Here is a 21033-nt window from a genome sequence, read left to right on the forward strand (position 1 = left end):
ATGAGTAAAAAAGTTAGAATTCAACAGATTGAAAATATTATTAAAACAGAAAAACCTGTTGGTCGAATTGATATACCATGGAAAGACAAATTAGAACCAATGGATGTATATCAAATACCATTAGACTATCTTGTTTACAACAAATATAATGGAAGGATTCTAAGTCGCACAAAATCATATGAAAACCAAAACTTGAAAATAGATGTTGAAAGTGATGTGGGCAAAAAGCTAATAGAAGATTTATTATGGAATTCAAAGGCTCAAAAAAACAAAGAAACTCTTGCGAGTCTAAATAAAATTGGGCAAGAAAAAGTTGGAATTATTACTCAAGACGGAATAATAATAGATGGAAACAGAAGAGCAATGCTTCTTAATAAAATTGATCACATAGATTATTTCAAAGCTGTTATTTTACCTGTAGAATATGAGGGGAATCCTCTAGAAATCGAAAAATTTGAGACCAAATACCAATTAGGAGAAGAAAGAAAACTTGATTACAATCCAATTGAGATTTATTTAAAAGTACAGAGTCTATATATGCAACTTAGTGGTAAATCATTTTACTCACCAGAAACGGTCGATAAAAAGGCTATTAAAAGAATTTACGAGTGGATTGGAAACTATAAAAATATAAAAAGCTCTAATGATATTGAATATACATTAGCAGTAATGAATTCAATGGATGAATACCTTGATTGGTTCGAATACAATGGAATTTATACAACTCTTGACGAAAGAGAAGAACAATTTAGAGGATTAACTACTTGGTTAATAAATCTATATGGAGAGAATTCAAGAAAAGCGTTTGATTATTATAAGGATGATGATGTTGACGACTTAAAAACTCTTTGCTATGATTTGATTAGAATTAAATATAAAAATGAAAAATTCAGATATGTAGCACAAGGACAGAAACAAAATCATTTCTTTGGAAATAAAGAAATATGGGATTCATTTCATAATGAACACAGAAGTATAACAAATGCATTTATTGAACCTAAAATTGATGTTAATGTCAAAAACTTAGAAGCTCACTTAAATAGTATAGATAGTAAATTCAAAGATGAAATTGGAGAAAAACTAGACGAGAATGTAGATAATCATTATACAAAATTAAGAAATAAACAATCTCAGGATCAACCAGAAAAATTAATCAATAAAGCGCTAGATTCCTTTAATTCAATAAATAAAAACAATAAAAACTTCAATTCAAAATCTGTCCAAAAACTTGTTGAAGAACTTGGAAACAAAGTTTTTGATTCCCTTCAAAAGAAATCACCTTCAAGAGTTTTATCTCATATTATTAATTTATTGGAAAGTATTGATATTAAACAAATTCCGGATAATGAAATAAAAGATGTACAAGATAAAACCAAGAGAATTCAACAAATTGGTTATCAAATAAATAAAAATCTATAATGCCATTAGAAATTGATATTAATAAAGAAGAAAACTCTTTTGCATTATTTGGATTTGATGAAACTCTATTAAACAACAAAAGACTCTTATTTTCATTTAAAAGACTTGGTTATGAATTAGAAAATCAAGTAATTTCAATTCCGTTTCGTGAAGAAACCCAAATAAAAACTCTTCAAGAAGTCCAAAGATTACTAAAGAAATTTGATATAAGTTATTCAGCTTCAGAAGCAATAAAAGATGAATTAAAATCATACCATAAAGAAGAAGAAAACTTTGAATTATTTAGTGAAAATGCAAAATCAATCCGAAATAACGAATTTAAAAAAAATGAACTTTTAATTCAACAATTTGACCAATTTCAAAACGTATTAAAAGATATAATGGATAGAAGACTCTATCCTCTTCAATTACTCTCTGCTTTCCATATGGCTTTTGCTCAAAACTCATGCAATTTTGCAGTTCCTGGAGCAGGAAAAACTTCTATCGTTTACGGAGCTTATGCGTATCTAAAAAGTTTACCAAATGAAGACCATAAGCACGTAGATAAACTTCTTGTTATTGGTCCTCTTTCTTCATTTGCTCCTTGGGAAAATGAATACGAAGAATGCTTTGGAATAAAAACAAGTTCTTTTAGATTATCTGGGGACCCAAGCATTTCTTTTGAGAAAAAATTAGAACATTTTTACTCTCCAAATGCGCCTGAATTGTCACTTATTTTTCACGGAGGAGTTGATCGATTTCAAACTGATATTATTGACTTCTTAAAGCGAAATAAAACAATGGTAGTTGTAGATGAAGCTCACAGAATAAAGAACCCTGAAGGTGTTTGGGGAAGAAGCGTTACCGAAATATCAAAAGAGGCCGTTTCAAGAGTTATTCTTACTGGAACACCTGTGCCAAATGGCTATCAAGATATTTTTAATCTATATAAGTTTATATACCCTTTTAAGTTTAAGCAAATACTCAAGTTCCATTATCACAATTTAGAAGATATGACCGCAAATAGTTCAATTGACTCCAATCGTGTACAGGAGTTAAAAGAAAATATTTCGCCATATTTTATCCGAATAAAAAAAGATGATTTAAAGCTTCCGCCAATTGAAGAAAACTATATTCAAATTGATATGGAACCATATCAACGAGAGATATATGATTTTATAGAATCTCAATACATTGAGCATTTTAAAGTAAATAGTTCAGCAACAGTTAAAGATGTTCTCAATAAGGCAAAACTTATTCGTTTAAGACAAGCAGCAACCAATCCTTCTTTACTATCCAAAACACTTAAAGATTCATTAGAAAATAACGAATTAACTGGTGAATATGACCCAAATGCAGTTTTTACTGCGGACACTGATGAGTTTGTAAATGATTCAGAATTCTTTAATAAAATAGTCAACTATTCAACTTTTGAAGTTCCTAAAAAGTTTGATGCCATTTTAAATACTCTTAAAACTAAAATTTTTCCTGAAAATGGAAAAGTCATTATTTGGACTATTTTTATTCAAAATGCTCTTGAACTTCAATCATATCTAAAGGATAATCATATTAAATCAAAACTTCTAATTGGATTAGTTCCGCAAGATGAAAGGGAAATAACAATAAAAGCATTCAATAATCCTAAAAACGATGATTTTAGTGTAGTTATAGCTAACCCATTTTCTGTCGCAGAATCAATATCGCTTCATAAAGGTTGTCACAATGCCATTTATCTTGAAAGAGATTATAATTGCTCTAATTTTTTACAATCTAAGGATCGAATACATAGAGTTGGATTAAATAACGACCAGATTACAAAATATTATTATTTCGTATCTACTAACTCTATAGATGAAGTAATTAATTCAAGGCTTCATTTAAAAATCCAACGAATGGAGGAAATAATAAACGATGAAATTCCTTTATTTAAGCAAATTGATGATAGCGATGAAACTGATATTATCAAAGAACTGATTTCCAATTATGCTCAGAGAACTTAGAAAATACAGCAATTTTGGGACTCCAAATTATTTCTTTGAATTACTTACCACACTTAAAAAAAATCAAGATGTAAGTTTCCGACGAAGAGATATAGATAAACTTTTTTTTAATAAAATAATAGATGATAGAAGTGTTTTTGATGGGTGTGTTGAACTAGCATTAAAAATAGATATACTGAATAATTCAGAGGGTTTGATCACTTTAAATACAGGAATTTATAATTATCTAAACAGTGTCAATCAAATGGTTGATAAATTTAATGAGCATTTATTTCAAGCACTAAAGAATGATGATGAATTCCACAATATTTTTTGTTCAGAACATTTATCGCACGATATAATTTATAAATCACTACAAATCAATAATGCAGCTTTTGGATTAAAATACTCTAATTTCAAGCAACTACTTATTGATTTTAAAACAATTAAAAATCATCCTACACCACAAATTAATTGCTTCATTATAAATTCAAGGTATAAAAGGCTATTTGATAAATCTGTATTGCCTGAAATCAAAAAAAGAAAAATTGGAATTGAAGAGTTTCGCGAATCAATGGAACAAAAGCAAATTTATGGAGAAGAAGCTGAAAAATTTGTATTGAATTTTGAAACTAAAAGATTAAATCAAAAAAAGAAGATTGATTGGGTAGCTGAGTATGTCGTAAACGCTGGTTATGACATTGCTTCCTATGATAATGAGTATGACGATAATCAGAATCGATTTATAGAAGTAAAATCATATGAAGGTGATACACCATACTTTTTTTGGTCCAAAAATGAATATGAAGTTGCTAAAGTCAAAAAAAATGAATATTGGATATATCTTGTGAATAGGAAAGAAATAAACAAAAAAAGCTATCACCCAATAATGAAGCAGAACCCCTTTGAGTCTATTCTCAAAGATGATGAATGGGATAAACAAGTGGATAAATACAAAATTTCATTAATTTATTAGTTTACTAGTTAAAAACAAACAACCGCTCCACACTCTCTTTAGTGGATAGGTTTTTAGCATGCCAGGAGAAGGTGGTTTTAGCACCTTTTTCCCAAATGCAGGTAAAGTCTTCAGGAGCCTTATATTCACTTATAAAAACCTGGTGACCTGCTTTACTTTGTTGGCGACACCAGTCCCAAAATACATCATGGTCAAACCCATCTCTGTATTTGGTGGTCGCTGCATAAGGAGGGTCGCAGTAAATGATACTGTTTTCTGGTATTTCTAAATCGAGATAGGATTGACATGAGAGTTGTACGCCTTCTAAGCTGGGCACTTGTTTGGTAATGTTTCGATAATGTTCAGACCAATAATCGCGCTTCCCTTGTTTATCGCGTCGGTAACCTGCAAACCATTTACCTCCAAACGAATTAAAGCCAACATAAGCGACCAGATGTTTTGGGTATTCCTCTGGCTTATATTTAATATGTCTATACTCGTCTTCACTTACGGATTTTGGCGGATCCCAATGGTCATAAATCAAAGCTTGCCACATGGCCATGAGTTCCTCGTGTTGGTCATTAGCAATGCGGATGCCATCGACCTTGTCTATCATATTCATACCACCAGCAAAAGGTTCGAGATAGACTTGGTTAGGTTGCCTGTCCTTTAAAATAATGGGTAATAAGTCTTTGGCAAAACGTGCCTTGCTTCCCATGTACTTCATCTTAAATATCCTTTTGTTTTGGTTGCACAAGCGCTGTAATCACCAAAGCTAATACTGCTGGTAAGACCCAACCCAAATTATATTTTGCCAAAGGAATAATTTCTACAATAGAATCTAAGCTTCCTTTTGATAAAATAAAACTTAAAAAATCAGGAATGCTAAAAATAAAGGTCACCATAACTACAGCTCTAAACACTAATGGTGTTGCTATGCGATTAGGCAGCACATTTAAAATTATAAGAACAATTGTAATTGGATAAATAAACATCAATACTGGCAGTGCAATATGAATAATAGTATTAAAATCTAATTGCCCAACTCCAACTCCTGCAATACACGCAATAACAGCGGTGATGATATAAGCGGTATTCGATTTATTGAACAAGCCTCTAAAATAATCTGCTGTTCCAGCCACAATACCAACCGCTGTGGTAAAACATGCCAGAGAGATGAGAATACTCAAAACGGTATTTCCAAAATTACCTAAAGCGGCAATACTAATCCCTCGTAATAAACTAGCACGTTGCATATCAGAACTTAAGGCTGTATCCACTTTAATCTCAGAGCCATAATAAGCGCCTGTAGCTATAAGTCCTGCATAAATAATAAACAAACCTCCACCTGCTATAAAACCAGATTGTCGTATGAGTTTGCGTTTAGATTCAAACTGACTCACCTTCATATTTTTAAAATTGAGCGACACAATAATCACAGCTCCAACAACCACAGCTCCAATGGCATCAAAGGTTTGGTAACCTTCCAAAATTCCTGAAACCAAAGGCGTTTTAAATGTTGATGTTCCTGTTGTAAAAGCCGAAGACGATAAACCTATACTAATCACTGCCAAAAGCATGATGACAATAAATGGCGTTAAAAACTTTCCGATTAAATTCAGAATCTTAGAACGGTTCAAAACAAACACCAAAACCAAAGCGAAGTAAATAGCACTGGTCAATAATGGGCTCGTTCCAAAGGCTGGATGAATCGCAATTTCGTGCGTTGCGGAAGCTGTTCGTGGAGAAGGAATTGCTACCGAAATGATATAAACAATAACACAATAAACAGAGCTGAACCAAGGCGAGACCTTTTTTCCAAAATTGTACATCGTGCCTTGTAATTTCGAATGTGCTAAAATCCCTATAATCGGAATGAGCACTGCTGTAATCATAAAACCTATAGTCACCCAAAGCCAGTTATCACCTGCATTATAACCTAATAATGGAGGTAATAACAAGTTTCCTGCTCCAAAAAAAAGCGAGAATAAAGCAAAACTTGTGACTAAAAGTTCTTTGCGTTGTATGTTCACTTAGTTGGTCTTTGCAAGTTCTAAATCATGGAAATCGAAACTAAAATCTGTTATAGGCGCTATGTATTTCATAGTAGCAGAAACGGCATTCCCCTTTTCATCAAAAGTAAACTGAACAAAGACATCGGCATCATAACTTCGATCGTTCCACTTGGCTACAAAAGTCGTTGCATTATAGGGTAATAATTCTCCAAACAATCTTGGAGAGCGTTTGCATTCAATCTTAAACTTATACCCATTAATATCCGTAATAATTATGTCACCAAACCAATCGTCAGTGTATGTGCCTTCAATTGATTTTGGAGTTGGGAAAGTAGCTCTTTGCAAGTTTTCAACCTTAGCATAAACATCAGCTTTTATGCTGTCATTATATTTTAAGTAGTTGGCATTTCGAGCACCCAACATTGTTAACCAATCTCTATTTTCATAACCCAAATACGAATCTTTAATGGTATTGGTAATGGTGTTAAACGCCGAACCATTCATCTGATTGGTTAAGACTACGATGGCTAAATCTAAATCTGGAATCATGGTAAATTGTGTCACAGTCCCAATCAAGCCTCCTGTATGATAGACTTGTTTGTGGCCTCCTTTAACGTCAGTGACAAACCAACCCAATCCGTATCCTCTAAAATTAGAGTTATACCAATCTCCTTTTCTAACAGACAACGGAGTTTGCAATTGCCATAACTCATGAAATAGGCGTTCATCTAATAAGCGTTCTCCACTTTCCGTCACAGCATCATTCATTAAGAATTTTGCCCAGGTCATCATATCATGCACATTACTCACAATACCACCAGCAGCATTTGCCGTTTCACTCCAATCATGCGGAATTTGAATCACCTTACCTTCTGCTCTGGTATGTGCATCAATAATGTTAGACTTATCAGTGACTCTATTGTAGGATGCTTTGGAATTTTTCATCCCAACAGGTTTCATAATCTTGGATTCGATAAATTCTTCCCAAGACAAACCGCTCACACGCTTCAACACTTCACCTGCAATAATGAACATGTTATTGTTATAAGCAAACTTGCTTCTAAAAGAGGTTTCAGGCTCTAAATATTTGACATTATTGATTACATCCTGTACTGTAAAATCATTGCCTTCTGGAAAGAACATTAAATCTCCTGCACCTAATCCCATGCCACTGCGATGTGTCACCAAATCTCTAACCGTAAAATTTTCAGTAACCCAGGAATCGTGTAATTGAAATTCTGGAATATACTTACGCACAGGATCATCCCACTTTAATTTCCCGGCATCCACCATCATGGCTAAAGCAAAACAGGTAAAGCCTTTACTGTTAGAAGCCACACCAACTAAGGTGTTAGAATTCATATCCTTTTTAGTTGTCAATGAGCGTACACCATGGCCTTTCGCATAGACTTCTTTCCCATCTTTAAATATTCCAACAGAAATACCAGGAACGTCAAAAGTGATAAGTGTTTCTTTAATCAGTTTATCGAGTTCTGCCTCTTCCATTTGAGCAGATACAGTCATACTACTTAAGACAAAAACTAAGATCAATAATCGTTTTAAAATCATGTGAATTTTGATTTATAATGAGAAGCTTCAAATATACTAAATGTTAGTGATGATTAGTCTGTTAAAATAATTTCAAAACCTATCTTTGCATTTGTGATTTTAGACTATAAAAACAGTAATATTCATTATACTGAATCTGGCAAAGGTTCCGTGATTGTCTTGTTACATGGTTTTTTGGAAACCAGTACAATGTGGACCGAATTTATTCCAGAATTAACTAAAAACAATCGCGTTATTTGTGTTGATTTATTGGGTCATGGACAAACCGATTGTGTAGGTTATGTACATACTATGGAAAACATGGCCAAAGCTGTTCATAGTGTTTTAAATCATTTAAAAATTAAAAGGGCAAAATTTATTGGACATTCTATGGGAGGTTATGTAGCATTAGCTGAAGAACAGCCTCATCTTTTTGAAGGTTTGTGTTTGATGAATTCTACATTTGAAGCAGATACTGAAGTGCGAAAGTTAATGAGGACACGTGCTATAAAAATGGCGCATACTAATTATGAGAATTTAGTGCGTATGTCTTTTGCTAATTTATTTGCCCCAAAAAGCAAAATAACCTATAAACAAGATTACGAGGAAGCTTTACAAATTGCTTTAAAAACTTCGGTGCAAGGTTACATAGCAGCACAAGAAGGAATGATTCTAAGACCAAATCGGTTAAAGATTTTTAAGCAGCTCGATGGTGAAAAACTTATCTTAACAGGAAGCAAAGACGCACTAATTAATCCGGATAAGATTAAAGCTCAAATAAAAAACACGTCTATTAATCATGGAGAATTATCTGAAGGTCATATGAGTCATATTGAAAATAAATCAGATTTATCCTACTTTTTAAAACATTTTATCGAAAAATAAAACTCTTTGGCGTTTTTTTGATATTTTTTTTCCTAAGTTTATCCCACTGAAACAAATCTAGCTTAAACAACCTACTTATGCCTAATAAATTATATTGCGACTTTTTTGGCCATAATTACGAAGTGACAAAGAAGGTAACCAACCACGTTAAAGAATATACTTGTACACGTTGTAAAAAACAACTCACCACTAATAGCAATGGTAAGCTTACAGAATTGACTCCAAAATTTCAAGAAATAAATTCTGCTTTAGAGCGTATTTATAACAACAGAATGATGCGTTTGAAGCAGAAATCAATCAGTTCATCGATTTGTTGATTGTTAATAACCTGTGAATAACTTGTTTTCTTATATTTAAGTATCCTAATTGATCTTAATCTCTATAAGACTACGAAGTTAAAATGAAAAATGTTTACTGCTCATTATTTGGTCATGATTATTCAGTATCAAAAAATGTGACTTACCACGTAAAAGAATACAAGTGCAAAAACTGCAAGTCAGAAATGACTATAGATGGTAACGGAAAATTCATTCCGCTAACGCCAAAATTCAAAGAAATAAATTCAGTATTAAATCGCGTTCATAACAAACGCTTAGAGAGAAGTCAAAAGCTTCTTATGATGGATTTTTAAGCGCATTCCATCCTTTTGCAATTATCGGTATTTTCTCCTCAGCTCTTGTTACCAAGTGCATTCCTCTATCTTGTTCAGTCATATAACCTATAACCGTAAGATTTGGGTTTCCTTTTATCTTTGGAAAATCTTCTTGAGAAATCGTCATTAATAATTCGTAATCCTCACCACCATTTAAAGCTATTGTGGTGCTATCTATATTGAATTCTTCGCAAGTAGAAATTACCTGAGGGTCTAATGGGATTTTATTTTCGTATACATCAACACCAACTTTACTTTGTTTACACAAATGAATAACCTCAGAAGATAATCCATCGCTTATGTCTATCATACTGGTTGGTTTTACTTCAAGTGTATGCAATAACTCTACAATATCTTTTCTGGCTTCTGGTTTCAACTGACGTTCAACAATATAGCTGTACATGGAGAGGTCAGGTTGATTGTTTGGATTAACTTTAAAGACCTCTTTTTCGCGTTCTAGCACTTGTAATCCCATGTAGGCACCACCTATATCTCCAGAAACTACTAGCAAATCATTAGGTTTGGCACCAGAGCGCAATACTTTATTATCCTTGTCAACTTCACCTATTGCTGTAACAGAAATAACCAGTCCAGAAGTTGAAGACGTTGTGTCTCCTCCGACAACATCTATATTATATAATTTAGCAGCGGTAGTTATACCAGCATAGATTTCTTCTAGGGCTTCTAAAGGAAAACGGTTAGAAACAGCAATCGATACCGTAACTTGAGTGGCCTTGGCATTCATTGCATAAATATCAGATAAATTTACTATTATAGCTTTGTAACCTAAATGTTTTAATGGTACATAGCTTAGATCAAAATGCACTCCCTCAACCAACAAGTCTGTAGAAACAACAATGTCTTTATTCTTAAAATTTAAAACTGCAGCATCATCACCTATACCTTTCACAGTAGATTTTTGAGTGACTTCAAAATGTTCAGTAAGGTGCTCAATGAGTTTAAATTCACCTAATTCACTCAATGGTGTACGTTTCGGATTTTTATCTTCTATCATATTGCAAAAGTATTATGCTTTTTTAAATAATTTAGTGATAATTAGCGTTAATTATATTTGGATTTACCATCAAATGCAAAATTTACTGTAAATTGCTAAAAAAAAGATTATGAAATTTACGCTTCGTATACTGGTAGCATTACTGGTATTGTTTTCATTTAACTGTTCGGACGACGATGATAATTCGGGTAATAATCAAACCGCTAATTTTCCATGCGTTAATGGTTTTGCTAATGGTCATCCATGTAACGGTTTTGATTTAATGAGTCATATCCCAATTGATGTGCTTGGTGGTGATGGTGCAGAAGGTAACGATTCTTGGGGTTGGACAGATCCACAAACAGGGAGAGAATATGCTTTAGTCGGTACATCAACTAATGCGGCTTTTGTAGATATGACCGATCCTGCTAATCCTGTTTTACTTGGTGTATTACCTACAGCTACAGTAAATAGTGATTGGAGAGATATTAAGACTTATAATAATCACGCTTTTATTGTAAGCGAAGCTGCTGGTCATGGTATGCAGGTCTTCGATTTAACACGTTTAAGAAATGTTGCAAATCCTCCTGAAACATTCACAGCAGATGCCACATACACTGAATTTGGAAAGGCGCATAATATTGTTATTAATGAAGAAAGTGGTTTTGCTTATGCTGTAGGAACTACAACTTTTAATGGTGGGCCTCATTTTATAAATATTCAAAACCCAACCAGTCCTGTTGCAGCTGGTGGTTATGCTGATGATGCATACTCTCATGATGCACAGGTGGTTACCTATAATGGACCAGATACAGACCATACAGGTAAAGAGATTTTAATTGGAAGTAACGAAAATGAAGTGGTAATTGTGGATGTCACAGATAAAGATAATCCAGTTCAGATTTCTACAATAGATTACAGTAATATTGGCTATACGCACCAAGGGTGGTTTACCGAAAACATGGAATATTTTTTATTAGGAGACGAGACTGATGAGATTGACTTTGGACTCAATTCAAGAACTATTGTTTTTGATTTTACTGATCTAGATGATCCGGTATTTCATATGGAATATCTTGGGCCAACAGGAGCTATCGACCATAATGGTTACGTTGTTGGTAATACTTTCTACGTGGCTAATTATACAGCTGGAGTTAGAGCTATAGATATTTCAAATATTGCTTCTGGTGTTATGGTAGAATCAGGTTTTATTGATACCTATATACCAAATGACAATACAGCATTTAATGGTGCTTGGAATATCTATCCTTTTTTTGATAGTGGAAATATAGTTGTAAGCGATATTGATGGTGGTTTATATATAGTTAGACCTAACTAAATGATATGTTTATTAAAAGGTTATCATATCTGTGTACTACGCTTTCTTTTTTAATACTTTTTTGCTGTAGTAATGACGATTCTACAAATCGCTCTATAGATATAGAGGCTACTTTTGTTAAAACTTTTGGTGGTACTAAAAACGATAGTGGACAAGCCGTTGTAAATACAACTGATGGCGGTTATGCTATTTTAGGGTATACACAAAGTAACGATGAGGATATTACTGATAAGCTAAACGAAAGCTTTGATTACTGGGTAATGAAATTTGATGCCCAAGATAATTTACAATGGCAAAAAACCTTTGGAGGCTCTTTAGATGAAAGAGGGAGTGATATCATTCAAACTCAAGATGGTGGTTATGCACTTTTAGGTTATAGCTTTAGCAGTGATGGTGATGTTACTGAAAATGCAGGATCACAAGACTATTGGCTTACAAAGCTAGATTTTGATGGTAATATGACATGGCAAAAATCGTTCGGATACCAAGGTGCAGATACAGGAATATCAGTAATCCAAACCAATGATCAAGGTTATCTGATTACAGGTGTGTTAGATGTCACTGCCTCTGGTGGAGAAGGTAATTCATCACGTACAGCCAATAGACATGCAGGTGGCGATTATTGGGCTTTAAAACTAGATGCTTTTGGAAACATAGAATGGAGCAGATATTTTGGAGGAAATTTTACAGATACTCCTAACGATGTTATTCAAACTAATGATAATGGTTTTGTAATTGTAGGTAGCTCTGACAGTGATGATACTGATATTTCTGGTAATCTAGGAACTTATGATTTCTGGGTACTCAGAATTTCTTCGACAGGTGAAATGATTTGGGAAAGATCTTTTGGTGGAACTCAAATAGACGAAGCAAGAGCAATTGTAAAAACAAATGATGGTAATTATCTCATTGCTGGAGATACAAGAAGTAATGATAATAATGTTTCAAAAAACAATGGTGCTGCTGATTTGTGGCTTATAAAAATATCTTCAGATGGCGATTTAATTTGGGAAAAGACAATTGGTGGTAGTAACTTTGATGTATCTCGTGCTTTGGTTAAGTCTCAAAACGATGGTTTTTTACTGGCTGGCAGTTCTCGAAGTAACGATATAGATGTAGCCATTAATCAAGGTCAAAATGACGCATGGCTATTAAAAGTTGATACTAACGGTAACTTAAAATGGGAAACTACTGTAGGAGGCTCAAATATTGATTTTACATATGGTATAGCTGAGCTTAATGATGGCTCCATAATCGCAGTTGGAGATTCTACCAGTAGTGATGGTGACATAATAGAAAACAAAGGGTTTACTGATTTACTAGTTATAAAAATCGATTAAAAAATAAAAAAATGAAAAAGAAAGCTCCTTACGAAAACAAATTACAAAAACAGGTTTTAATCATCCTTGTAACTTTAGGTTTAAGTTTTTTTTCCTGTAGTACTGATGGTGACTCTACTCAAAATTTTCAGGTAGCAACGACATTTAAGTTCACTCATAATTGGGATGGCGCACCAGTGACAAATTCAGATTTTAATACGATTCAATATACCAATGAAAATGGGGAGATGTTAAGCATAGAGCGCTTACGTTATGTCATCTCAGATATTACATTTACTGGAGCACAAGGAGAAATTTTAACATTCGAAGCACATAATCTAGTAGATGTTACAAATGATAATGGGTTACTTTACACATTAAGCACGTTAGTTCCAATAGGTAATTATAGTAATGTGTCGTTTACATTTGGATTAAACAATACCTATAATACAGGGAATTATCCAGACTTAAACGCTGCTAATTTTAATGTCCCAGACAATTTAGGTGGTGGTTATCATTATATGCAGTTTGATGGTAAATATTTGGATACAAATTCAGATGAGCAAGGTTTTAATTACCACGCGATTAGAGCTGTGGATAATCCAGGGCCTAACCCAATATTTCCTCAGGATACTTTTTTTACAGTAAATCTAGGTCCTGTAGCTATAGCAAATGTTACAGAGATTGAAGTAGAAGCTGATTTAGCAGAATGGTTTAAAAACCCTAATACATGGGACCTAAATATCTACAATCAAATGCTAATGCCAAACTCTGATGCTCAGATTATGATGTTCGAAAATGGGCAAAATGTATTTTCATTAGGTGATGTAACTCAGCAATAAAATGGGAGATGAGGAAAAGGTGTTTTTTTTTAATTCTTTTGACGTGTTTGAATTGCTCAAATGATGATTCGGGTTACGAACCCACTCCTCAACCTTTAAGTATTCCCGAAATTTTTTCTGATAATATTATTCCACCTGTTATACCCACTGATAATAGGCAAACCCTTGAGGGAGTAGCGCTAGGGAAAAAGCTCTTTTTTGATGAAATTCTATCGGCTGACGGTACAAAATCTTGTGCTTCTTGCCATTCACCTCAAAGTGCATTTACAGATAATTCGCCAACAAGTATTGGTATTGATGGTATAGCAGGAATACGTAACTCAATGCCAATATTCAATCTGGCCTGGAATTACAACGAACGCTTTACCTGGGACGGAAAAGAACTTAGCCTAGAACGCCAAGCGGAAGAACCTGTGCAAAATCCAATTGAGTTGCATAGTAATTGGGATAATGTTATTGAGCGATTACAGGCACATCCCGAATACCCTGAACTCTTTAGGTTGGCATTTAAGACATCAACAATAACTAAAGAGTTAACCACAAAAGCTATAGCTCAATTTGAGCGAACACTCATCTCTGCGAATTCTAAATTTGATAGGTATTCTCTAGGTCAGGCAACGTTAACATCACAAGAGTTAAACGGTTTAGATATTTTTCTCAGAGAAGATAAAGGAGATTGTTTTCATTGTCATGGCAATCCTAATAATCCACTTTGGACAGATAATGATTTTCATAACAATGGTTTAGATAGTAATTTTTCGGATTTAGGATTAGGAGCTGTAACGGGCGACCCAAACGATAATGGTAAATTTCGTTCCCCTTCTTTACGTAACTTAGCATATACAGCACCTTACATGCACGATGGTAGATTTACAACCCTAGATGAGGTCATTGATCATTATAGTGAAGGACTTCAAAATTCACCAACAATTGATCCTTTAATGAAACAATTAGCACAAGGAGGAGTACAATTAACCTTGCAGGAAAAAGCTGATTTAAAAGCATTTTTACTAACACTTTCAGATCCGTCATTTTTGAATAATCCAGACTTCCATAATTAAGTTTTGTAAGAATAATCTACTTTTTTAGTGTATTTTGTCGAAAATTAGAGTATTTAAGCATTATTATGAAGTGAATTTTCTAAATTTTCAATCCCAAATTTTTTTAAATGAAACCTACTTCAAACAAAGCACTACCTTGTGCAGTGTTTGGTCATAATTATGTGAAGTCCAAAACATATACTGACCAAACCGCAGAGCTAACATGTAGTCATTGTAATACAGTTGTAAAAACGGATACTCATGGTAACTTTGAAGAACTTAGTATTACTAATAAAGATATTCAATCTACACTTAGGCGGTTATTTCATTTAAAGCTCCAGATTTCCAAACCAAATTTTTTATAATAACCAATAGGTAAATTCTATTAAATCATATGCTAATATAATGTTAGTAAATATGGTTTAACCTTTGTTATATTGTATATTTGCATTCTATTTAGAACTAATCTAGTTAAACATTATGATTAAAGTTTCTGAACAAGCAAAGAAAAAAGTCATGGAACTCATGACCGACGATGGCTATAATCCACAAAATGACTATGTTAGAGTAGGTGTTAAGAGTGGTGGTTGCTCAGGCTTGTCTTACGATTTAAAATTCGATAATACCCAAGTAGAAGGAGATAAGGTTTTTGAAGATAATGGTATAAAAATCATTGTAGACAAAAAAAGTTTCTTGTACTTAATTGGTACAACATTAGAATATTCAGGGGGATTAAATGGTACTGGGTTTGTATTCAATAATCCTAATGCAAACCGCACTTGTGGCTGTGGGGAATCATTTTCACTTTAAAAAATACTGATGAGTAAATATACAGAAGACGATTTAAGGGAAGAGTTAAAAACCAAAGAATATGAATATGGTTTTTATACAGATATAGAATCTGAAACATTTCCTAATGGTTTAAATGAAGATATTGTTAGAGCAATTTCTAAGAAAAAGGAGGAGCCAGAATGGATGACCGAATGGCGACTTAAAGCCTTTAAAGTTTGGAAAGAAATGACCGAACCAGAATGGGCTAATGTGCATTATGAGAAACCAGATTTTCAAGCTATTTCTTATTACTCTGCACCAAATAGCAAACCAAAATATGATAGTATAGATGAGGTAGATCCAGAACTTTTGGCAACTTTTGAAAAACTGGGTATTTCTCTAGATGAGCAAAAGAAACTTGCAGGTGTAGCAATGGATGTGGTTGTAGATTCTGTTTCTGTTGCGACAACCTTTAAAAAGACTTTAGCAGAAAAAGGCATAATTTTTATGAGTATTTCTGAAGCTATTCAAGAGCATCCTGAATTGGTAAAGAAATACATTGGTACAGTTGTACCTCAAAAAGACAACTTTTATGCGGCTTTAAATTCTGCCGTTTTTAGTGATGGTTCTTTCTGCTATATTCCTAAAGGTGTGCGTTGCCCAATGGAATTATCTACTTATTTTAGAATTAATCAAGCTGGTACAGGTCAATTCGAAAGAACCTTAGTGATAGCAGATAAAGGTAGCTACGTAAGTTATCTGGAGGGTTGTACAGCGCCAAGCAGAGATGAGAATCAATTGCATGCAGCAGTAGTAGAATTGATTGCACTAGACGATGCAGAAATAAAATACTCAACAGTTCAAAATTGGTTTCCTGGTAATGCCGAAGGTAAAGGTGGTGTTTACAATTTTGTAACCAAAAGAGGGCTTTGCGAAAACAATGCTAAAATTTCATGGACTCAGGTAGAGACAGGTTCTGCTGTAACATGGAAATACCCTTCTTGTGTATTAAAAGGAGATAATTCTGTTGGCGAATTCTATTCTATAGCTGTAACTAATAATTATCAGCAAGCAGATACAGGTACCAAAATGATTCACTTGGGTAAGAATACCAAATCTACCATTATTTCTAAAGGAATTTCGGCAGGGAAATCTCAGAATTCTTACCGTGGATTGGTGCAGATAAGTTCTAGAGCAGACAATGCGCGTAACTTTTCGCAATGCGATAGTTTATTAATGGGTAATGAATGTGGAGCACATACTTTTCCTTATATAGAAGCCAAAAATAAATCAGCTCAAATTGAACACGAAGCTACAACAAGTAAAATTGGTGAAGACCAGATTTTTTACTGTAACCAACGTGGTATAGATACTGAAAAAGCAATTGCATTAATTGTTAATGGTTTTAGCAAAGAAGTCTTAAACAAATTACCTATGGAATTTGCTGTTGAAGCTCAAAAATTATTAGAAATCAGTTTAGAAGGATCTGTAGGTTAATATGATTTGAGGTGTGAGATTCAATCTAAGCATCTCATTAATTCTAAAAATAAATATGAAAAAAATAACATCACTTTTATTAATTGCTTTGACTTTGGTTGCTTGTAAAAATGAAACAAAGCCTGAAGTAAACTTAGAAGACAATCGTGCAAAATCTTATGATGCAAATGATGGTTTCATTACAATGAAAGGTGAATATTTGTATTATGCTGATGCTGCGGTTTTTCAGACACCAACAGAAATTTACGGTGTTGTAATGGATGAGAACTTAAAAAGATTAAACGAACAAGCCAAGCCATTAAAAAAAGAAGCCACAGATGGTGTAATGCTAACTGCCAGAGTCAAAAAAATTAAAAAAAACGAAGATGAAGAGGGTTGGCCTTACAAATTAGAAATTAAAGAAATTTTAAAGCTAGAAGCTACAGACCCAAAGAAAGAAGACGTTATAAAACTAGGAAATTAAAGACTATGTTAAAGATAAACAACTTACACGCAAGTGTAGAAGACAAACCAATTTTAAAAGGGATAAACCTTAATGTAAAACCAGGTGAGGTGCATGCCATTATGGGACCTAATGGTTCTGGTAAAAGTACATTAGCATCTGTAATAGCGGGTAAAGAAGAATACGAAGTTGAAGAAGGTGAAATCTTATTAGATGGTGAAAATATTGATGAACTAGGACCAGAAGAACGTGCTCACCAAGGAGTGTTTTTATCGTTTCAATACCCTGTAGAGATTCCTGGAGTTAGTGTTACTAACTTTATGAAAACTGCTATAAACGAAACACGAAAAGCTAAAGGGTTAGAAGATATGCCTGCTAATGAAATGCTTAAAATGATTCGTGAAAAATCTGAGATGTTAGAGATAGATCGTAAGTTTTTGTCGCGTTCACTTAATGAAGGATTCTCTGGTGGTGAGAAAAAACGTAATGAAATCTTTCAGATGGCAATGTTAGAACCAAAACTAGCAATATTAGATGAAACCGATTCTGGATTGGATATTGATGCCCTTAGAATTGTAGCTAATGGTGTAAACAAACTAAAATCTAAAGATAATGCAGTCATTGTTATTACACATTACCAAAGATTATTAGATTATATCGTTCCAGATTATGTACATGTATTGCATGATGGAAAAATTGTAAAATCTGGATCTAAAGATTTAGCTCACGAGTTAGAAGCTAAAGGGTACGATTGGATTAAAGAAGAAGTAAACGCTTAATCTCTAAGCAAAATGGAATTAAAAGAAAAATTAGTATCCTCTTTCATGGCCTTTGAAAATATGGTAGACATAGATTCACCTGTTCATGATATTAGAACTGAAGCTATCAAGAATTTTGAGATTGAAGGATTTCCTACTAAGCGACAAGAAGCCTGGAAGTATACCTCATTAAATTCGGTTTTAAAACACGATTATAGCGTATTCCCAAAACACGAAAATGCTCTGGAGTATAAAGATGTAAAGAAGTATTTTATACATGAGATTGATTGTTATAAAATCATTTTTATTGATGGAAAATATTCATCGCATTTATCACAAACTACACATGATGGTATTGATGTTTGTTTGATGTCAGCAGCACTATCAAAACCAAAATACAGATTGGTGATTGAAAATTACTTCAACAAAATTGCTTCTAAAGATGGTTTATCATCTTTAAATACAGCATTTTCTGCAGAAGGCGCTTATATACATATTCCAAAAAATAAATTGGTTGAAAAACCAATTCAGATTATACATTTTTCTACAGGTAATGAAGCTGCTTTAATGCTTCAGCCAAGAAACTTAATAGTTGTAGATGAAAATTCTCATGTTCAAATTATAGAGCGTCATCAGAGCTTAACAGATAATCCTGTTTTAACTAATAGTGTTACTGAAATTTTCACAAACAAACGGGCTATTGTAGATTATTACAAAATTCAGAATGATAAAAAAAGTGCATCTTTAATAGATAATACGTTTGTAAATCAAAAGCAAGAAAGTTTAGCAAAGGTTCACACGTTTTCTTTTGGAGGTAAGCTTATTAGAAATAACCTCAATTTTTACCAAAATGGTGAGCGCATAGATTCTACTATGAAAGGTATTACCATTATTGGTAATAAGCAACATGTCGATCATAATACATTAGTACATCATATAGAACCTAATTGCGAAAGTCATCAGGATTATAAAGGTATTTTTAATGATAATGCAACAGGTGTTTTTAATGGTAAAGTTATTGTAGAAAAAGAAGCTCAAAAGACAAATGCCTTTCAGGCAAATAATAATATCCTTATTAGTGATAAGGCAAGTATCAATACTAAACCGCAGTTAGAGATTTTTGCTGATGATGTAAAATGTTCTCATGGTTGTACTATAGGTCAGCTAGATGAAAGCGCCATGTTCTACTTACGTTCTCGAGGTATTCCTGAAAAAGAGGCTAGGGCGTTGTTAATGTTTGCTTTTAGTAATAATGTTTTAGATTCTGTAAAAATTCCTGCAATTAAAAACAGAATTACTAAAATTATAGCTAACAAATTAGGTGTGAGTATTGGATTTGATTTGTAAATGAGCAAACTAGCAGAACATACGGATTTTAATGCTAAAACCATAAGACAAGACTTCCCAATACTCAATCGTGAAGTTAATGGAAAACCACTAATCTATTTTGATAATGCTGCAACGTCACAAACACCACAACAGGTTATTGATGTTATAGTAGATTATTATTCAAACTACAACGCTAATATTCATAGAGGTGTACATAGCCTAAGTCAAGAAGCTACCGACGCTTATGAGCAAGCACGTATTAAAATACAACATCATTTTAATGCCAAACATGCTCATGAGATTATTTTTACAGCAGGTACAACACATGGTATTAACCTAGTTGCCAATGGCTTCTCTTCGCTATTGAAAAAAGGGGATGAAATTATAGTTTCTGCTTTAGAGCACCATAGTAATATAGTGCCCTGGCAAATGCTTTGCGAGAGAACAGGTGCTAGATTGAAAGTCATTCCTATGAACGAAAACGGGGAATTGATACTTTCAGAATTTGATGCGCTTTTAAACGAAAACACAAAATTGGTTTTTGTCAATCATATTTCTAATGCCCTAGGAACGATCAATCCTATCGCGTATATGATTAAAGAAGCTCATAAAGTTGGAGCAGCTGTTTTAGTAGATGGAGCGCAATCTTGTCCACATATAAAACCAGATCTACAAGCTTTAGATGTGGATTTCTATGTGTGTTCAGCTCATAAAATGTGTGGTCCAACAGGTGTTGGTATACTCTATGGTAAAGAAGAATGGTTAAAGAAATTACCACCTTATCAAGGAGGAGGTGAGATGATTGCTGAAGTGTCTTTTGAAAAAACAACCTATGCAGATTTACCTCATAAATTTGAAGCAGGTACACCTAATATTGCAGGTGGAATTGCCTTTGGTGCTGCTATTGACTATATGAATAGTATAGGTTTTAAGAACATAGCTAATTACGAAAACAAACTTCTGGAATATGCAACAGAGCAACTACTTCTAATAGAGGGTTTAAAAATCTATGGAACGGCTAAAAACAAAACTTCAGTCATTTCATTTAATATAGGTAATATTCATCCATACGATATCGGAACAATTTTAGATAAAATGGGTATTGCTGTGCGTACAGGTCATCATTGTGCCCAACCTATTATGGATTATTACAAGATTCCAGGTACTATAAGAGCATCATTTATGTTTTATAATACTATAGAAGAGATTGACACTTTCATTACTGCATTAAAAAAGGCAGTACTTATGCTTTCATAGACTTTGGCATTAA

Annotated in this window: 20 protein-coding genes; 16 read left to right on the forward strand and 4 right to left on the reverse strand. The window is 33.4% G+C overall.

The genetic code is table 11. The features are described 5' to 3' along the window. From Q0912_RS12535 to Q0912_RS12545, 3 genes are read left to right on the forward strand one after another with little or no spacing between them, the layout of a single operon-like run. Window positions 1–1419 (forward strand): hypothetical protein, encoded by a 1419-nt coding sequence (locus Q0912_RS12535; RefSeq protein WP_299115578.1) that lies wholly within the window; start codon window positions 1–3, stop codon window positions 1417–1419. Continuing rightward, on the forward strand, window positions 1419–3398 hold the full coding sequence (locus tag Q0912_RS12540) for a DEAD/DEAH box helicase (RefSeq protein ID WP_299115580.1): 1980 nt from the start codon (window positions 1419–1421) through the stop codon (window positions 3396–3398). Before Q0912_RS12535 ends, Q0912_RS12540 begins: the two co-directional genes overlap by 1 nt. Further along, a complete protein-coding gene (locus Q0912_RS12545) occupies window positions 3382–4353 on the forward strand; it encodes a DUF3883 domain-containing protein (protein WP_299115582.1) in 972 nt (323 codons plus the stop codon). The genes Q0912_RS12540 and Q0912_RS12545 overlap by 17 nt, the downstream gene beginning before the upstream one ends. A gap of 4 nt (window positions 4354–4357) precedes the next feature. On the opposite strand, the gene Q0912_RS12550 is transcribed toward Q0912_RS12545, so the two are convergent. From Q0912_RS12550 to Q0912_RS12560, 3 genes are read right to left on the reverse strand one after another with little or no spacing between them, the layout of a single operon-like run. Beyond that, window positions 4358–5059 (reverse strand): DNA adenine methylase, encoded by a 702-nt coding sequence (locus Q0912_RS12550; RefSeq protein WP_299115584.1) that lies wholly within the window; start codon window positions 5057–5059, stop codon window positions 4358–4360. Between the two features lies 1 nt (window position 5060). Continuing rightward, window positions 5061–6365: a branched-chain amino acid transport system II carrier protein gene (gene brnQ / locus Q0912_RS12555; protein WP_299115586.1), complete on the reverse strand. Its 1305-nt coding sequence runs from the start codon at window positions 6363–6365 to the stop codon at window positions 5061–5063. Beyond that, the gene (locus tag Q0912_RS12560; RefSeq protein ID WP_299115588.1) at window positions 6366–7916 is read right to left on the reverse strand and encodes a serine hydrolase; all 1551 of its coding nucleotides are present in this window, start codon (window positions 7914–7916) and stop codon (window positions 6366–6368) included. 93 nt (window positions 7917–8009) lie between these two features. On the opposite strand from Q0912_RS12560, the gene Q0912_RS12565 reads away from it, so the two are divergent. After that, window positions 8010–8780 (forward strand): alpha/beta hydrolase, encoded by a 771-nt coding sequence (locus Q0912_RS12565; protein ID WP_299115590.1) that lies wholly within the window; start codon window positions 8010–8012, stop codon window positions 8778–8780. A 77-nt stretch (window positions 8781–8857) separates the two neighbouring features. After that, window positions 8858–9097, forward strand: coding sequence for a DUF1660 family phage protein (locus Q0912_RS12570; protein WP_299115592.1), 240 nt, complete (start codon window positions 8858–8860; stop codon window positions 9095–9097). Window positions 9098–9394: 297 nt separating this feature from the next. Here Q0912_RS12570 and thiL read toward each other — a convergent pair whose 3' ends face one another. Next, the gene (gene thiL, locus Q0912_RS12580; RefSeq protein ID WP_299115596.1) at window positions 9395–10447 is read right to left on the reverse strand and encodes a thiamine-phosphate kinase; all 1053 of its coding nucleotides are present in this window, start codon (window positions 10445–10447) and stop codon (window positions 9395–9397) included. A gap of 109 nt (window positions 10448–10556) precedes the next feature. Here thiL and Q0912_RS12585 point away from each other — a divergent pair, with 109 nt between their 5' ends. The 11 genes from Q0912_RS12585 (at window position 10557) to Q0912_RS12635 (ending at window position 21020) form a co-directional block, all read left to right on the forward strand. Further along, the gene (locus tag Q0912_RS12585) at window positions 10557–11765 is read left to right on the forward strand and encodes a choice-of-anchor B family protein (RefSeq protein WP_299115598.1); all 1209 of its coding nucleotides are present in this window, start codon (window positions 10557–10559) and stop codon (window positions 11763–11765) included. Window positions 11766–11770: 5 nt separating this feature from the next. After that, window positions 11771–13105 (forward strand): hypothetical protein, encoded by a 1335-nt coding sequence (locus Q0912_RS12590; RefSeq protein WP_299115599.1) that lies wholly within the window; start codon window positions 11771–11773, stop codon window positions 13103–13105. An 11-nt stretch (window positions 13106–13116) separates the two neighbouring features. Beyond that, window positions 13117–13926, forward strand: coding sequence for an MbnP family protein (locus Q0912_RS12595; protein ID WP_299115601.1), 810 nt, complete (start codon window positions 13117–13119; stop codon window positions 13924–13926). A 47-nt stretch (window positions 13927–13973) separates the two neighbouring features. Next, window positions 13974–14987 (forward strand): cytochrome c peroxidase, encoded by a 1014-nt coding sequence (locus tag Q0912_RS12600; protein ID WP_366125135.1) that lies wholly within the window; start codon window positions 13974–13976, stop codon window positions 14985–14987. Window positions 14988–15094: 107 nt separating this feature from the next. Next, entirely contained in the window at window positions 15095–15331 is a 237-nt protein-coding gene (locus Q0912_RS12605) for a hypothetical protein (RefSeq protein WP_299115605.1), read from the forward strand. Window positions 15332–15446: 115 nt separating this feature from the next. After that, entirely contained in the window at window positions 15447–15776 is a 330-nt protein-coding gene (locus Q0912_RS12610) for an iron-sulfur cluster assembly accessory protein (RefSeq protein WP_299115607.1), read from the forward strand. A gap of 9 nt (window positions 15777–15785) precedes the next feature. Beyond that, window positions 15786–17234, forward strand: coding sequence for a Fe-S cluster assembly protein SufB (gene sufB, locus Q0912_RS12615; protein ID WP_299115609.1), 1449 nt, complete (start codon window positions 15786–15788; stop codon window positions 17232–17234). Between the two features lie 55 nt (window positions 17235–17289). Next, window positions 17290–17697, forward strand: coding sequence for a hypothetical protein (locus Q0912_RS12620; RefSeq protein WP_299115611.1), 408 nt, complete (start codon window positions 17290–17292; stop codon window positions 17695–17697). Window positions 17698–17702: 5 nt separating this feature from the next. Further along, a complete protein-coding gene (sufC, locus tag Q0912_RS12625) occupies window positions 17703–18455 on the forward strand; it encodes a Fe-S cluster assembly ATPase SufC (protein WP_299115613.1) in 753 nt (250 codons plus the stop codon). Window positions 18456–18467: 12 nt separating this feature from the next. Beyond that, window positions 18468–19781: a Fe-S cluster assembly protein SufD gene (gene sufD, locus Q0912_RS12630; RefSeq protein WP_299115615.1), complete on the forward strand. Its 1314-nt coding sequence runs from the start codon at window positions 18468–18470 to the stop codon at window positions 19779–19781. Beyond that, complete coding sequence (locus Q0912_RS12635; RefSeq protein ID WP_299115617.1) at window positions 19782–21020, forward strand: cysteine desulfurase; 1239 nt, start codon at window positions 19782–19784, stop codon at window positions 21018–21020. The last annotated feature ends 13 nt before the right edge of the window (window positions 21021–21033 follow it).

Origin of the sequence: uncultured Winogradskyella sp. (genome assembly GCF_947498345.1) — a bacterium.
Taxonomy (GTDB): Bacteria; Bacteroidota; Bacteroidia; order Flavobacteriales; family Flavobacteriaceae; genus Winogradskyella.